The organism is Chitinophaga nivalis (genome assembly GCF_025989125.1).
GTDB classification, from domain to species: domain Bacteria; phylum Bacteroidota; class Bacteroidia; order Chitinophagales; family Chitinophagaceae; genus Chitinophaga; species Chitinophaga nivalis.
Map to the genome: position 1 here is coordinate 5,210,760 of NZ_JAPDNR010000001.1, position 16,878 is coordinate 5,227,637.

At 45.0% G+C, this 16,878-nt stretch carries 14 protein-coding genes; 12 read left to right on the forward strand and 2 right to left on the reverse strand.

Going from position 1 to position 16,878, the window contains the following annotated elements; genetic code table 11:
* Nucleotides 1–271 precede the first annotated feature (271 nt).
* Entirely contained in the window at nucleotides 272–3,094 is a 2,823-nt protein-coding gene (locus OL444_RS20385; protein ID WP_264730152.1) for an outer membrane beta-barrel protein, read from the forward strand.
* A 12-nt stretch (nucleotides 3,095–3,106) separates the two neighbouring features.
* Here OL444_RS20385 and OL444_RS20390 read toward each other — a convergent pair whose 3' ends face one another.
* Entirely contained in the window at nucleotides 3,107–3,901 is a 795-nt protein-coding gene (locus tag OL444_RS20390; RefSeq protein WP_264730150.1) for a GLPGLI family protein, read from the reverse strand.
* 159 nt (nucleotides 3,902–4,060) lie between these two features.
* Here OL444_RS20390 and OL444_RS32005 point away from each other — a divergent pair, with 159 nt between their 5' ends.
* Together OL444_RS32005 and OL444_RS20400 are read left to right on the forward strand one after the other, a co-directional pair.
* Nucleotides 4,061–5,557 carry a sensor histidine kinase gene (locus OL444_RS32005; protein ID WP_264730148.1) on the forward strand — a complete coding sequence of 499 codons (1,497 nt, stop codon included), beginning with the start codon at nucleotides 4,061–4,063 and terminating at the stop codon, nucleotides 5,555–5,557.
* On the forward strand, nucleotides 5,554–6,237 hold the full coding sequence (locus tag OL444_RS20400; RefSeq protein ID WP_264730145.1) for a response regulator transcription factor: 684 nt from the start codon (nucleotides 5,554–5,556) through the stop codon (nucleotides 6,235–6,237). The genes OL444_RS32005 and OL444_RS20400 overlap by 4 nt, the downstream gene beginning before the upstream one ends.
* 2 nt (nucleotides 6,238–6,239) lie before the next feature.
* Here OL444_RS20400 and OL444_RS20405 read toward each other — a convergent pair whose 3' ends face one another.
* Complete coding sequence (locus OL444_RS20405) at nucleotides 6,240–7,049, reverse strand: alpha/beta fold hydrolase (RefSeq protein ID WP_264730144.1); 810 nt, start codon at nucleotides 7,047–7,049, stop codon at nucleotides 6,240–6,242.
* Between the two features lie 88 nt (nucleotides 7,050–7,137).
* Here OL444_RS20405 and OL444_RS20410 point away from each other — a divergent pair, with 88 nt between their 5' ends.
* The 9 genes from OL444_RS20410 (at nucleotide 7,138) to OL444_RS20450 (ending at nucleotide 16,852) form a co-directional block, all read left to right on the forward strand.
* On the forward strand, nucleotides 7,138–7,509 hold the full coding sequence (locus OL444_RS20410) for a winged helix-turn-helix transcriptional regulator (RefSeq protein WP_264730142.1): 372 nt from the start codon (nucleotides 7,138–7,140) through the stop codon (nucleotides 7,507–7,509).
* A 55-nt stretch (nucleotides 7,510–7,564) separates the two neighbouring features.
* Entirely contained in the window at nucleotides 7,565–11,965 is a 4,401-nt protein-coding gene (locus tag OL444_RS20415) for a DUF6443 domain-containing protein (RefSeq protein WP_264730140.1), read from the forward strand.
* Between the two features lie 10 nt (nucleotides 11,966–11,975).
* Nucleotides 11,976–12,314 carry a hypothetical protein gene (locus OL444_RS20420; protein WP_264730138.1) on the forward strand — a complete coding sequence of 113 codons (339 nt, stop codon included), beginning with the start codon at nucleotides 11,976–11,978 and terminating at the stop codon, nucleotides 12,312–12,314.
* Between the two features lie 231 nt (nucleotides 12,315–12,545).
* A complete protein-coding gene (locus tag OL444_RS20425) occupies nucleotides 12,546–12,974 on the forward strand; it encodes a hypothetical protein (protein WP_264730136.1) in 429 nt (142 codons plus the stop codon).
* A gap of 207 nt (nucleotides 12,975–13,181) precedes the next feature.
* A protein-coding gene (locus tag OL444_RS20430; RefSeq protein WP_371878118.1) for an IS3 family transposase occupies nucleotides 13,182–14,275 on the forward strand; the annotation gives its coding sequence in 2 pieces (ribosomal slippage) (nucleotides 13,182–13,431 and nucleotides 13,431–14,275; 1,095 coding nt in all).
* 312 nt (nucleotides 14,276–14,587) lie between these two features.
* On the forward strand, nucleotides 14,588–15,037 hold the full coding sequence (locus OL444_RS20435; protein ID WP_264730133.1) for a hypothetical protein: 450 nt from the start codon (nucleotides 14,588–14,590) through the stop codon (nucleotides 15,035–15,037).
* Between the two features lie 11 nt (nucleotides 15,038–15,048).
* Nucleotides 15,049–15,300 (forward strand): hypothetical protein, encoded by a 252-nt coding sequence (locus OL444_RS20440; RefSeq protein WP_264730132.1) that lies wholly within the window; start codon nucleotides 15,049–15,051, stop codon nucleotides 15,298–15,300.
* Between the two features lies 1 nt (nucleotide 15,301).
* On the forward strand, nucleotides 15,302–15,829 hold the full coding sequence (locus OL444_RS20445) for a hypothetical protein (protein ID WP_264730130.1): 528 nt from the start codon (nucleotides 15,302–15,304) through the stop codon (nucleotides 15,827–15,829).
* Between the two features lie 249 nt (nucleotides 15,830–16,078).
* Complete coding sequence (locus OL444_RS20450) at nucleotides 16,079–16,852, forward strand: 4'-phosphopantetheinyl transferase family protein (RefSeq protein ID WP_264730129.1); 774 nt, start codon at nucleotides 16,079–16,081, stop codon at nucleotides 16,850–16,852.
* Nucleotides 16,853–16,878 lie beyond the last annotated feature (26 nt).

Sequence of the window (16,878 nt, forward strand, 5' to 3'; positions counted from 1 at the left end):
ACCTGCTACCTATAACCGGAAAATTGGATACAAACTAACGGGCAATCCTTCATACAGATGAAAGGTACAACACTGCTCTAACCTGCATACGGTACAACCGCCGACCGGCTATATACGCTGGTTCCGGCCATTTACCCTATCAGCAGTATCGCTATCTCCTGCGTACTACCCGGCATTGTTAACATTCTTTCACCTTAATGCAAGGATCATTAACCTATTGCCTTATACCCCAACGTTACTTTCGTAGCCTGTTCCTAAAGTAACGTATACGATGTTCAAAAACTGTTTATTCCTGCTATGCTGTTGCTGTACCCTGATAGCCAATGCCCGGCAGCATGGTACGATCAAAGGTTATGTAGCTGATGCTACTACCCGGCATCCGGTAGCAGCGGCCACGATCACCCTGCTACAGCAAAAAGATTCTTCGCTGGTGAGTTTTACCATGTCAGACAACAAAGGTTATTTCTCGCTCACCGGCGTTACCAGTGGTACCTACCGGCTACTGATCACCCATGTAAATTATCATGCCACCAACCGCCAGGTAGTCATCAAACCGGATGCACCCACCGGCAATATGGATACGATACTATTGTATGACCGTAGTACCGTATTACGGGAAGTAGTCGTCAGCGGAGCAGTGCCACCTGTAACCCTCATCGGCGACACCATCGAATACAATTCCGCCTCTTTTAAAACCATTCCTAACGCCACTGTAGAACAACTATTAAAAAAATTACCGGGCCTTGAAGTAGATAAAAACGGTACCGTAAAAGCCCAGGGACAAAAAGTAAACCGGGTACTCGTGGATGGTAAAGAATTTTTTGGTGCAGATCCTAAAATGGCCACTAAAAATCTGCCTGCAGACGCCGTTGATAAAGTACAGGTATATGACCGTCAAAGTGATGTAGCCCGCTTAACCGGACTGGATGACGGGAACAGCGAAAAAACTGTGAACCTGCAGCTAAAACCCGATAAAAAGAAAGGTCTCTTCGGGAAAGCAATGGCCGGAGGTGGCACCGCCGGGAGATATGAAGGCCGCTTTAATGTGAACTCCTTTAAAGGGAACCGGCAGTTCTCCGCTATCGGTATGGCTAACAACACCAATGCGGAAGGTTTTTCTTTTATGGACCTGATGAATTTCAGCGGAGAGCTAAACCGGCTCCGGCAAAACGGCCAGGGTAATATTAACTTTACTATCAATGCCGATGATCCACTGGCGGCATTTGCCGGCGGCAATAACAACAATGGCATTAAAACCATTGCCGGCGGTGGCATTAATTACAACAATACCCTTGGTAAAAAAACGGATATTACCAGCAACTATTTCTACAATCATTATCAGCCCCAACTGGAAAACACCTTACAACGCCATTACTTCCTGCCCGATTCCTCCTATTATTACAACCAGCAAAGCAACACGCATAATCGCAGCAATTCGCACCGGTTAAACCTGGGGGCCGATATTCCACTGGACTCCTTTCACTCGCTTAAAGTCACCGCAACAGCGGGTTATCAGGCTACCCGCCATCATAGCAACAACCGTTATGAAACATTAACTGAAAAACAGCAACTCATCAACCAGGGCTACAGCAACAATGCTACCAACGGACAAGGTACTAACTTCAGCAGCAGTCTGTTATTCAGGAAAAAATTCCGGCGTAAAGGCCGTACGTTTTCTTTCCAGCTGCAAAACAGTTACAACAGCAGTAACAGCGACGGCACACTGCTTTCCGTAAACCGGTTCTTCAACAGACCCGCTTCATTGCCCGATACAGATTCCATCCATCAGCAAAACAAGACGTCGGGACTGCTCAACAGCTATACTGTTCAAAGCGTGTATACGGAACCGTTATCACGGCGCGTTCTGCTGGAATTCAGTTTAAGTCGCAGCCATACCCTAAGTACATCCGACAAAACCACCTATGACTATGATCCTAAAAGTGGCCGCTATGACCGGTTGAATCCTGCATTGACCAACAACTTTGAAAACACCTACGGTTATACCAATGCCGGACTACGCCTGCGTATCCAACGGAAAAAATTCAGTCTGGCATTTGGCGCCGCCTGGCAGGAAGCCGCCTTAAAGGGAAAGATCATTGCCCGCAATACTGACTCTGTCATTCAAACCACCTTTTACAATATACTGCCTGTAGTCCGGTTTAAATATGATTTCACGCGCTACCAGCACCTTAATATTCAGTTCAACACGACCACCAATCAACCTACCTTGGCTCAACTGCAACCCGTACCGGACATTACGGATCCGCTCAATATCAGCGAAGGAAATCCTGATCTGAAACAGGAAGTCAATTATCAGCTGCAACTCAATTTTATGGCAGTAAATCCTTTCCGTAATAAAAACCTGTTTGCTTTCTTTACGTTACAGGAAACGCAACAGAAGATTGTGAACTACGATACCGTAGATAGTCTGGGCGTGAAACGCAGCCGACCTGTGAATGTGAACGGCGTCTATAACATCACCGGTAACCTGCAACTCTCCCTACCCCTCCGTTTCGTTAAGGGTACGCTACATTTCAGCGCCAATACAGGTTACAGCAAAAATAAACAGTTCATCAATACCGTTCCCAATACCATTCATACTTTGCGTATCGGGCCATCGATACGGGCAGATCTGCTACCGGGAGATAAAACAGATCTCTCCTTCAGCGCCGGCATTGATTATTACAGCAGCACCTATTCATTACAACCCGCGCTGAATACCCAATATCTTTCCCAGCAATATGAAGGTAACTTTAACTGTGAGCTACCGGCAAATTTCAGCCTGTCTACCAGCATCACCTATACCATCAACAGCCGCCGGGCAGCGGGCTACAACCGCAATATACCCTTATGGCATTTATCGGTGAGCCGGCAGTTTCTGCGTTTCAAAAGAGCCGAACTGAAACTCAGTGTATACGATCTTTTCAATCAAAACGTTGGCATCAACCGGACCAGTAATCAGAATTATATTGAAGACAGCCAGACCAAAAATCTGCAACGTTTCTTCCAGCTGGGCTTTACGTATAGTCTTCACAAAAACGGGCTGGCGGCAAATAAACAGGGAGAGGGCATCCGGATTATGCGGATGCCCTGATGAAGTGCGGTATCAATGACTGGTCGTTCTCCCGGCAGGGTTGTTACGCATCATTTCCCGGATCATTTTTTCACGTTCCTGCTCAAATACGGCCTGGGTCACCTGCTTTCCTTTCACAGGTTCCCGGATATCCGTCAGCTTTATCTGATCAGTGAAGGTAGTTGCCTGATAAACGGTTTTGCCATCATTGATATCGATGGCCAGTATCAGCCCTGGTAGCTGGCCCTGGAAAGCAGGGCCGGCTGATACAGGAATCGCGGGTGTAAACCACACGGTAACCGTAGCCGTATCCGTTATCGTCTCATTTTTCATCGTTCCGTCTATGAGTGTCAGCGCACTGCGTTTACTGATTTCACGGGTAATGGCCTGCTGGCAGGGATAGTTCAGGATGGTTCTGGTTTCGCCCGTTAGCTTCCAATGCATCCGGGAGATCGTATCTGTCAGGAGATAGTTTTTCCCCGCCAGTTCCTGTTGGGTTACTTTCCGGTTGCGGCCAAAATCCATGAAAGTAACATCACTGGCACCGGCAGCCACAAACCTGATTTGTATCCCATTTTCCCCGCCGCCGGGATCTTCCGGTGTTTCTTCTTCCAGCGTTCGCTGCAACGATTGGTTATTGCCAAATAACACTTCCAGCTTATCTCTCCGGGTATTGGGCAATATCCGGTCTTCCCCTCCTGCCCCCAGGCCTTTCAGTCGTGCCTGCACCTGCATGGTGCGCTCATAAACTACCCTGCCTTGTTGCTGCTGGCCACTGGCAGCCAGCAATCCCAACATCAGGGAACCTGTTAAAACCATTTTTTTCATACGGTATATTTTTAAAGCACTAAAACTAAAGCGTCCTTCCAGGCACACAGGTTAACAGCCCTTGCTTTAATGTTAATTAAGGTTAATAACCGGGCAACAGCTCTTCCAGGTATGCCACAATTGTTGTAACATTATGGTCCAATCCAATGCTGCTGATACGTGCGATACAAGCTTTCCATACCAGTAACTACTATCCTGATTGTGCTGACCATTGTTGTGATCACCACCTTTCAGGGCTATTGGCTCTACAAAAACTACCAGGAAGAAAAAAGGTTATTCAATGCCCGCACGCATCTGCTTTTCCGGGAGACCATTTACCGCCTGCAGGCAGCACAGCTAAACCTGGGCGCCAACATTAATATCCGGATAGAAGACCGGGAAGATGTGCTCAGTATCTCCAACGTACTGGAAGAAAATCTGCGGGATACCGCCGACGCACGCAGGAAGACCGGTACCCGTACCATGATCTTTACCACCCACTTACCGGGCAAAGACTCCTTGACGGCCCTGCCGCCGAACGCCAGAAACATACCCGAAAAACAGGTAAGAGCATTTCTCGCCAACGTAGACTCGTTACGCAGCACCATTAAAATACCACAGATAGCAGACCAGTACCGGAAAGTATTGGAAAAAGAGAAGATCTACGCCGCTTTTCAGATCCGTATGTTACCACTGCCGCCCATCCAGCCGGCCACACCGCCTTTCCTGCCCGCAGATGACCCGGCCACCAACATGGTCCGCATCGGCTTCACTAATCCCGTGGGCTATCAGGTTATATTTGCCAACACCACCTGGTATCTGTTGCAACGGATCAGTTTATCGATCCTCATTTCCGTACTGCTGCTGGGCGTAACTATATTATCTTTTCTCCTGCTATATCGCAATCTTAAACAACAACGGAAACTGACACAGCTAAAAAATGATTTCATCAGCAACATGACCCATGAGCTGAAAACACCTATTGCCACTGTCAGTGTAGCCATTGAAGCCCTGCGAAGTTTTGATGCCCTGGAAGATCCGGAGAGAACCAGCGAATACCTGGAGATATCTGCCAATGAAATGCAAAGACTGGGATTACTGGTAGATAAAGTATTGAAATTATCTATGTTCGAAAACCAGGAGATTACGTTGAACAGAGAGATGTTCGACCTCGCACACCTTACCCGGCAGGTCATGCTATCGATGAAGTTACAGTTTGAAAAAAAACAGGCCGTGACCTTGCTCGAAACAAACGGTGAAAATTTTATGCTCAGCGCCGACAAGCTGCATATCAGCAGCGTGTTGTACAACCTGTTGGACAATGCCCTGAAATACAGTGGCAACGCGCCCCGGCTACAGGTACAGCTATTACAGCAGGATCCATATCTCGAAATTCGTATAACCGACAACGGTATAGGTATACCCGGTGAATATCAGCACCGGATATTTGAGAAATTTTTCCGTATCCCCAGCGGCAACAAACACAACACCAAAGGCTACGGCCTGGGACTCAGCTATGTTTCCCACATCGTTGCCCAGCATATGGGAGGTATCACAGTAGAAAGTGAACCGGGAAAAGGCAGCACGTTTTTTGTCAGGCTGCCGGGCCTTGCTCAGGCAGACCTCCCCGATTATCAGGAAGACTATACCGGCCAGCTTAAAACAGGAACGATATGACCACGAAGATTCTATATATAGAAGATGAACTTTCTTTAGGTAAGATTGTGAAGGAAAGTCTGCTGCGCCGCGGCTTTGAAGTGATTATGGAAAGCGATGGCGCCAAAGCCATGTCCTTGTTCAAACAACTCCATCCGGAAGTATGCATCCTCGATGTCATGCTTCCTAATAAAGATGGTTTTGAAATTGCCACCGAAATACGTGCCGTCAACCCACATGTACCGATCCTGTTTCTTACGGCCAAAACACAGACCGCCGACCTCGTGAAAGGATTTTCGCTGGGCGGCAACGACTATATCCGTAAGCCTTTCAGCCTGGAAGAGTTGATTGCCCGCATCGACAATGTATTGCGCAAAAGCAGGCATATACCTCCTCCGCTGACCGACCCGGTAAGACTCGGCCGGTTTCATTTCTATACCAGGCGGCAAACACTGGTGAACGGAACAACAGAAAAAAAGCTATCACACCGGGAGAGTGAGCTGCTTAAACTACTCTACGAATACCGCGATCGTATCATCGACCGGAAACATATACTGGACCTGATCTGGGGCAACGACTCCTTCTTCAACAGCCGTAACCTGGATGTATATATCACCAGGTTACGGGTATGTTTAAAGGAAGATGAAAACCTGCAGATTATTACCATCAAAGGTATTGGCTACCGGTTTGTAGTGAGTTGATGTTACTGCTGACCTATATCCAGCAACAGGGTGGTGAGTTCAGCCGGCGCCGTCACCATGGCATCGTGGCCTGCTTTCAGGGTGTAGTAATGCCAGTTTTTATCCTGCTCCACCCGTTTTGCAAAATGTTTCAATCCTTCTAACCAGGGATCTATACAGGCGATATAATACATCGGCCGCTGATTCCCATAAGGATGCTTCAGTACCAGGGGCTGTGTAAATGTTTTGAAAGGTTGCAGGAATAATCTTTCGTTTACCCATTTCTGTTGTGCCGCATCTACTACGCCAAACGTCTCTGCCGGCCATATAGCGGTGCTGATATTGTGATAGGGAGCCGCCTGCTTCTTCAATAATTCACGCCCTTCTTTCGACAACGCTGACAGCGCACTTTCGCCGTTGCGTGCAATCAGGGCATCCAGCCATACCACCTTACTGATGCGCTCCGGCACACGGTCTACCACGCCCGCAATCACGATGCCGGCATAGCTGTGTCCTACCAATACCACCTCATGTAAATCTTCCATGATCAGCAGGTTTACAATATCCGTGATATGTGTTTCCAGATCGATGTATTGATGAGACAGATGACGGGATTCACCTAACCCGCTCAACGTAGGTGTATATACGGTATTACCTTGTTCCCGTAAACGGCTGCTTACCTGTTGCCAGCACCAGCCACCATGCCAGGCGCCGTGTACGAGTACCCAGGTCTGTCCTTTCTTTCCCTGCTGTGCCTGTGCAGGCATAATTGTTACCTGTATCACCCATAGTAACAAACAGCAAAAAATTAATTTACTTACCTTTGATTGCATAAAATATATTTTTCGCAATGTTAGTGAATCGATGATCTTTCATCAATAACTCACCCGAAAGTGAGTCGGCACAATCAATCTATGCACCATGGCTACCGCTGTTAAAAAAAATTCCCGCAATGCGGCCAACCTCAAAGTACTGGCAGCCGCCTGCCCGATGAATGACGCGTTGAAAAATATCAGTCCGCGCTGGAAAATGCAGATACTCTATAGTATTTCTATTGGTTTACAACAATTCAGTCAGCTGAAAAAAAACTACCCTGATGTGTCAGATCAGATACTGGGAAAAAGGTTGGGGGAACTCGTCCGGGAAGGACTTGTCTGCAAAACCTTACTGCAGGAAACTACCCCGTCGCAAACATGGTATACTACAACTTCCAAAGGTAACGCATTACTCGATATTATGCATCGCTTGAATCAATGGGGTATGCAACGTTGGGGACATCCGGAAGATAAATAATACTGCCATACAGTTGCTGTAAAAATGACTTTATTGATAGGGTAAAACCCCTGCTATGAAGATCGTTTTTTTACTTTTCCTCAGCTACCTGCTCACAGGTATAACAACAGCTGTTCAAGCCCGGCAGATACCCGGTGGCAATGGTTTACCTGCCGCTACGCCGGTTTTATTACCCTTACCTTATACCGGTACGCAGGTGAATAGCATCCGTAAGCGGGAACCCTCCATCCCCACTGCAGATACCCTCGTGGTATTAAATGCGACTGATATAAAAGCCGTGCGGGAATCGACCCAATACTTCGATGGCCTGGGCAGGTTATTACAACAGGTACAAAAAGGAGCCAGTCCTGCCGGTAAGGATATCGTTACACCCGTTGTATACGACGACCAGGGCAGAGAAGCCTATACCTATCTGCCCTATACAGCGGCAGACAATAACGGGAAGTTTAAAGCAGCTCCTTTCACCGGGCAACAGGCTTTCCTGCGGCAGCAATACCCCGGCGAACAAATTTATTACCAGGAAACGCAATACGAACCTTCTCACCTGAGCCGGGTCACTAAAACACTGCCACCCGGCAACAGCTGGGGCGGTAGCGGCAAAGGTGTTACACAACAATACCTGGTAAATACTGTTGCCGATGGCGTACGTATCTGGGACATCGCGCCCGGAGCACTTCCCACCAGCAATACCGGTCGCACCTATGCCGCAGGCGCCTTGCTGAAAGAGATCACCACCGATGAAAACGGCAATCGTACCGTTGTGTTTAAAGATGCCGAAGACCGGATACTACTCCGTAAAACGGCCACCGCGGCCAATGCCGCGGATGGACATCCCGGCTGGCTTTGCACGTATTATGTGTATGACGACCTCTATAACCTGCGGGCCGTCATCCCACCGAAAGCAGTAGACGCCATTAGAAGCAACTGGGTCGTCACACCAGCTGTTGCTGCCGGACTCTGTTATCTATACGGTTATGATGGCAAAAGAAGAACGATCTTCAAAAAGATACGAGGGGAAGATACAACGGAGATCGTGTATGATGTGCGCGACCGGCCCGCCTTCACGCGGGATGGTAACCTACGTCATCAACAACAATGGCTGGTTACTTTCTACGATGCCCTGAACCGGCCTATATCTACGGCTTTGTATAAATCTGCTGCTACCAGGGCTACGCTGCAAAACAGTCTTAATACCGCCACCAGCAACAGCCAGGCCATCAGCTATACCTTTCCGGGTGTCACCGATTTATCCGTCAACCACTTCGACGGACGTGCGCAATACAAAGCGACGGAGTCTGTCACCCTGGAAATGGGCTTCGACACCGGCGGCGGCACCGATACCGATGTTTTTATAGACACCACCCTTACCAGTGGCACCACTACGGTAACGGCTACTCATTCCCTGCCGGGTATCAATATGGCGGCACTCATCCCGCTGACGTATCATTACTACGATCACTACAACTATACCGGTGCGCTGCCTTCGCAGCCAGTAGATACCTCCCGGTTGCAAACCGGCGGCTATCCTTATCCGGACTATGCCTCCGCGCCCGTCAGCGCCCCCAAAGGTTTCCCTACCGGCACCAAAGTTCGTATACCCGGCACCGATACCTGGCTCACCACTACCTCCTACTACAACCGCAAAGGACGCCTGGTACAGTCAATCAGTGAAAATGCCAACAGCGGTCAGGATATCACCACCACCCTGTATAGCTTCGACGGGAAAGTACTCAGTACCTATAACCGCCACAGCAATCCGCGTAGCCGGGTAACACCAGACATAAAGTGGCTGAATATCCTTAGCTACGATGCAGCCGGCCGTCTGCAAAAAGTAGCCAGACACCCCAACGACAGCGCCCTTAAAACCATTGCGCAATATACCTATCACGAAACCGGCCAGTTAAAAACAACCACCCTGGGCAACAACCTCGAAAGTCTTACCTACACCTATAACATCCGCGGCTGGCTGAAAGGTATCAATACCGACTATGCCCGCAGCGGTGGCAATCATTTTTTCGGTACCGAACTACATTACGATCACGGATACACGCAACAGCAGTATAATGGCAACATTGCCGGCATCACCTGGCGCAGCAAAGGAGATCCCCAATGGCGCTCCTATGGCTACACCTATGATGGCGCCAACCGGCTGCTGAAAGGCAACTTCACCCAGTTCAACGGTGGCTGGAATACTTCCGCCGGCATCAATTTCAGCATGCAAATGGGTAATGGCGCCGATCCCACCACCGCCTATGACGCCAATGGCAATATACTCGCCATGACCCACCAGGGCCTGAAAGGCGCCGTCAGCACCACCATCGACAACCTTACCTATACCTACCCTGCCAACAGCAATCAACTGCAAGGCGTAGCCGATGCTGCCAATGATCCCTCCTCCCAGCTGGGAGACTTCAAAGAAACAAACGGCACCGGCAACAATGACTACAGCTACGACGACAACGGTAACCTGACCCGTGACGCCAACAAAAACATCCCTGCCAACGGCATCACCTATAATCACCTGAATCTGCCCACTTCCGTTACCGTCACCGGTAAAGGCACCATTCAGTTTGTCTACGACGCCGTGGGCAACAAACTACGTAAAACCGTCACCGACCTCTCCACCTCCCCGGCTACCACCACGGTAACCGACTATATCAAAGGCATCGTCTATTGTAACGATACCCTGCAATACCTGCCCCACGAAGAAGGCCGGATCAGGCTTGTACTCAGAGACAAACAACCCATCAGCTATGTATATGATTACTTCCTGAAAGACCACCTCGGCAATATCCGCAGCGTGCTCACCGAACAAACAGATTTCAGCATCTACAAAGCCACCATGGAAACGGATAAGGCGGCCCTGGAAAATACGCTGTTCAGCAACATCGACAATACGCGGGTTCCCCGACCGGCAGGCTACCCCACCGATAGTAGCAGCAATAAGTCCGTCGCCCGGCTATCGCCCGGTAACAATGGCAAAAAAACCGGTCCTTCCCTTGTATTAAAAGTAATGGCCGGAGATACCCTGCAAATAGCGGCGAAAGCGTTCTATAAAACGGACCAGGCCCCGGCGGCTACCAGCACCCCGGCGGCCACCATGCTGGCGGATCTGATACAGACATTTAGCGGCAACGCTACGGCTGATGGTGATCATGGCGCTGGTACCACGGATAACTTTACCCCGTTCAATATCAGTTTTTTCAACAACGACTACCAGCGCCTGAAAGAAAAAGATCCCGAACAACGTCATCAGGAAAATCCAAAAGCGTATCTTAACTATATTTTGTTTGACGACCAATTTAAACTGGTTGATCAAAGTAGCGGCGTTAAACAGGTAAAAAAACTCCCTGATCAACTCCAGATACTTCAATCCGATAAAATTGTTGTCAACAAAAGCGGCTTCATGTATGTTTATACGAGCAACGAAAGCCCCTACCACCTGTTCTTTGACGATGTTGTTGTTACTAAAACTGATGGCCCTTTACTGGAAGAAACACATTATTATCCATTTGGATTGACGATGGCAGGGATTAGTTCGAATGCGTTGAAAGGAACTCGCTATGTTGAAAATCGAAAAAAGTATAACGGAATAGAGTATACGAATGAGTTAGATCTTGATACATACGATGCCCAGTTTAGGAATCTCGATCCACAGACAGGAAGATGGAATCAGATAGATCCGAAGATAGAGAAGATGGAACTATGGAGTCCATATGTATCTAACTATGATAATCCGATTAGATATAATGATTTTTTAGGGGACGAACCTGGTCCTGGAGATCCTATTAAACAGGTTGGAATAGTTACAGGTAGGGAGTATAATCTGACCATCCCAACAGATGTAGGATCAGCACTCAAGTTTGCAGTACAATATGTAGGAGGAATTTTAAACGAAGGTATAGAAGCCACAAACAGATATGTAAACCCATTAGTTCCTGCTGCAGAACTAGCAGTTGGCAAAAGCTATGAAAGTGGTTTTTCAGAAGGCAAGTCAAGAGTAATATCTGGTGTTGAGATGGCTGCATCCTTAATTCCAGGAGGAAAGACGGAAATCGGTGCTGCGAAAATAGCAGAAAGATCTGTAGTTAGCTTAGATAATAATGCTATTGTGGCGGCTATCAAAGAAGGGAAAAAGGATGCCGTTAAAATAGCAATTGGCTCTGACAGGCCAATTATTTCAACGACAGCGGCGAAAGAATGGCTTTCTTTTGGAAGCAAGGGCGAATTGAAGGGGTTTATGAAAGAAATAGGGGCTACTATTAGTAAGAATGGCGGTTCGGCTAGTCAAGCAGCCGGCTTACAACAAAAAGCAGCAAGCTTAGGACGAGCATTAGGAAACAATGATGCTATGATACTTTCAGGTGCTATGAATAATAAAGCTGCTGTTCTTACTGTCGATAAAAAGTTTACTAATTTCATGAAAGCTATAGGCTATCCAACGAGAGGGTTCTAAAAAACAAAATATGAGTTCATTTAATACATTAATTGTAGAAGTTTCATGTCCAGATTGTGGAGAGAAACATGAAGCCCAAATCCAATTTAAATTTGGTAATACATGGCAATTTCAATATCACATTGGAGATCCCATTAAATGGGGAGGTAATGACATTGGAAATTCTGACTTAAAGGAAGTTAAAGTCTATGGTATTATTGAATCAACAATATGCCCATTTTGTAATAACAGTAATATTGCTGAAGAATATGACATTTTTATTAAAGAAAATGTTATAATAAGTGTTTCTCAAATTGAAAGCACTAAGGATTACTTAAATGGAAATGGAGAGTATGTGTCTCTTGAATAAGTAGAAAATTCAGACAACTACAGAATAGTAATGATAGTCTCTCTAAATGAGTAACTTTCCCGTAACTCAAAATAAACTTTGTATCACTTATAAATAAGATACAGAGTAGATAGCCTGACCCCTCATACAGTGACTTGATAACTTAATGACCCTGAAAAGGACGCTGCAAACATTAAAAGCAGTATAGATTATTTTGGGTTAGATTGGTTTAAGCAAATACAATTTGTATTCATGTTACCAGATCAGCGTATTGAAGAAATGATGAAGGAATCTGGAGCTAACTATATGAATCCTTTGTTTAGGCTGACTTATCTTGCCTGGGAATCCAACGGAGGAAAACTTGATTTTTCTTCATATCATCTTTCAGTTGAAATAGCTAAGCAAGCAGGGAGGAATTATCCTCTAGATGGAGATGATATCCTTAATCTTGATAAAGGACCATTTTTTATTCCAGGTAGTAATAGTATAGCTTATAATCACATGGATGCTGGCAATTGGCTGTGGGGTAATGCTAATAATAGATTAGGTAATAGTGTTTTTAAAGCCAAACAATTAGCTACTATGTTTAACACTAAAGATTCTGATGCAGATATTAGGGCGATTATTGCTGGATGGCTGTATCAAGCAGGATTTAGAACGTCTGCCGTATCTAATAAATAATTTTATGAAAGTGGTAAAATATATACTTTTATTCTTTTTTGGAGCTGTTGTCATATTTTTTTGTTTCCGGTATTCCAAAGAGGAAAGGCTAAGAAGACAGATTGATACTTACAATAGGAGAGTAAAGGAATACTGTCAGCTCCCCTCAATTTCGGCCATGACATTTAGAGGTAACAGAAATGATTGTTATCTTTAAATTTTACAGCAATGAAAAAGAAGTTTACCGAAAGTCAAATAGTATCTGCGATTAAAAAGCAGGAAAGTGGCATCGCTACGAAAGAAGTCTGTCGCGAATTAGGTATCAGCGAGGCTACTTTTTATAATTGGAAAGCCAAGTATGGCGGAATGGAAGTGAGTGATGTAGGGAAGATGCGGGATCTGGAAAAGGAGAATGCAGAGCTAAAGAAAATGTTTGCAGAAATGAGTTTAGAGAACCGGGCATTGAAAAATTTGATAGAAAAAAAGCTCTGACGCCACAGGAGAAACGGGAGGCTGTTACCTATTTGACAACAGAAGAACGGCTAAGTAACCGTAAGGCGTGTAAATTGATGGGAATATCCCGTACTACCTGTCAATATTATCCGAAACAGAAAGATGATAGTGAATTACAGGATGCTTTAACCTGGCTAACCGACAAACATGCAGCGATTGGCTTTTGGCAATGCTGTTATAGGTTATGGAATAAAGGGCATATCTGGAACCACAAGAGAATTTATCGTGTATATACCGCTATGAAGCTCAATATTCGAAGACGAGCCAAGAGGCGGCTTCCGGAACGGGTCAAACAACCATTAACCGTTCCTACGACCCCGAACCAGGTTTGGAGCATTGATTTTATGAGCGATAGCCTGGCAGATGGGAGAAAGTTCCGATTATTAAATGTTCTTGATGACTTTAATCGCGAATCACTAGCAATAGAAGTAGATACTTCTTTACCGTGTTTACGTGTTATCAGGGTGTTGAATCAGATTATTTCCCGGCGTGGGAAACCTGCAAATATAAGAACGGATAATGGACCTGAATTTATCAGCCACCGCTTGCAGGAATGGTGCGAAGAAAATGAGATTGTTTTAATGTATATTCAGCCAGGAAGGCCAATGCAGAATGCTTATATCGAAAGAAAGAATGGTAGTATCAGGCGGGAATTACTTAACACTTGTATTTTCCATCGGCTTTCAGAAGTCAGAGCTCATAGCGAAAGCTGGCGCAGAGACTATAATACAGAGAGACCACATAAAGCACTAGGATATTTATCTCCGGTGGCTTATGCAGAATTACATGGTAAGGAACATGAAAAATAATCAAATCCTCTAAATCCCTTGGCACTAAATCAGGGGGAGCCTACAATACCTGAAAAAAGATAGTCTAAATAAGGCATCATATAAGCAAGATACTCTTATAAATAATTAAGATCGCACAATGAGAACGCCGCAGATAAGATAATATCTGCGGCGTTCTTGCTTTATGAATTATGTGCTTTTTTTACTTTAAAATCCCTGAGCGCCATATCAATGAGGTTGAGGATAAATTTTTCATTTTCAATACCACAGATTTTTCTACCTCAGACTGGCCCTAAATATGGGAGGACCCCAGGAAGACTTTAAGAAAACAGTATGAAGAAATATCTCAAAGTATTTATCGCCTCTTTCTTGTTTTTTGTTTTATTTGTAGTCATAGTATGGTGGGTATATATCCCCGGAGAAGACACGTTTATACAGTATAAAACTATTGAAGTAGCAACGAGTAATAAGGAGATGACCGTTTTTATAAGACAGAAAATATGGGGAATAAATGCTGATCATCGTCTCGTATACATAACTAATAATAAGGCAGAGAAAATCGGCGCTCGTAAAAATACGGATTATATTTTCAATGGCTTTTCACCGATTTTCTATAAACAAAGTAATGATACCATTTATATTTTCTGTTCCGTAGCATCAATAACTCCACCGAATTGGATTAACTCGTTCAATATAACCCAAATTGAACTAAGTAATTCAGAGATGATGAATTTACTGGATAAGAACAATTACAAGAAAGAAAATCTTAATTTGATTAATTAGCTGAGACAGTTATGAATAATATATATATTAAGAAAGAGGGCGAATCAGCAGCAGGTGAATGGGGCACATTTTATTTCGAATTTGCTGATAATTATATCACCAAGCAAATAGAAATTTACCCTTCGAAAGTTATTTGTCTAGATGAGAATAATCCGGAAGAAGGAGCGCATATATTGGGAGATCAGCCGCTTCACCAACTTGATTTTGACTCATCTGATAGCATTACAGCTGAAGAATTTTATCAAATATGGAATAAAAAATAAAATGGCAGTTTTTTTTAACGAATTATTTTTAGAATATTTTAGCGTACCAATAATCAATTCCTTCCTGCTACTAAACAATGATGAGATGTTAATTATTCAATTTCTTGATAGTAGGTTTAGGTTACACTACCTTACCAAAATAAACATTGCAGATTCCTTAGGCATTGATAATACCACATATTTCATTGATGATGAGTCAAAAGAGAATAATGGATTTATAGGCTTTTTTGATTGGTTGAGATCTTCTGAATCTACTATTGTGGGAATCAGGATGTGCATATTTGAGCACCACAAATATAATAATATATTAGGAGCATATCCATATACAAAATCAGCTAATGATGGTAAATGGATAGAACTTATGTTTTCTGGCGATGACTATAATTCCGAAATTAGCGGTGATCAAGATTTCACTAATAATTATGTTTATAAATCAAACAATAATGATTATTTAATAACCTTTGGCTTAGATCATTTAGCTCCAGGAGAACTTGATAGTTTGTTGGTACATTGTAGTATAGTGGCTTAGAAGACACGTTTTAATGTTCGTCCTTTGCGATACAATCAGTTATCTGGGGAATAAGCCCGATACCTTCTTTTCAGTATTAAAGTAAATAGAGCTAAAACACTTTACTAAATCCTTAAAACCCTGACGTACTTAATGTGGTACGACTGACACATTTTATTATCCCCCACAAAAAAAACCACACAGGTTAACCAACTTTTACGAAATTAGCATCCTGTTAAAAAACCTTTATTCCCTTTGTTAACTGATCAAATGACCGATACGCACAATATCATCTCCGGAAAAATAACCCTGCACAGAAAAGAAGCAGATTTCAACCTTGGCTATGGATTAATTTCCTTATCGCTGCCAGCCCTCTTACAACGGGAGCATTTGCTCCATACCCGCGAAAGGGCCTATGCCGGACAGCTACAACATGCTACCCGCAAACAGGGCTACCTGCTGGGCAGAATAGCCGCCAAAACAGCGCTCTCTCAGCTTACCCCACAATTACCCGCCAGTATCCTGATCGACAGAGGCGTATTTGAATTCCCCGTAGTCAGTTTCCTGCAGCAGGAAAGCATACAGGTAAGCATCAGCCATTGCAATGATGTAGGGCTGGCACTGGCCTTCCCGGAGAAACATCCGGCGGGTATAGACATCGAATTCATTGATGAAGAAAAAGCGTCGTCTATTGAATCCCTGCTCACGCCACATGAAACCACTACCCTGCTGCCCCGTTTCGGGCTGCCGGTAGCTACCGGCTACACCCTCCTGTGGACCATCAAGGAAGCCATGTCTAAAATATTCCGGACGGGGATGATGATGGAATTCAGCATCTATGAAGTGGAAAGCCTGCAGCCATCCGGCCAGATCTGGGAAAGTACCTTTACCAACTGTAAACAATACAAAGGCATCAGTATCGTGTATCCGCGATATATTATTTCCATCGTGATTCCTGCCCGGAGTGAGCTGGCGGTACAGCAACCGGATATTGCGGCGATGCTGCAGCAATATGCCCGTTTCTTCCAGGACAAAAACGATTAGCCGGCAGCCATACACTCCTTTATGTA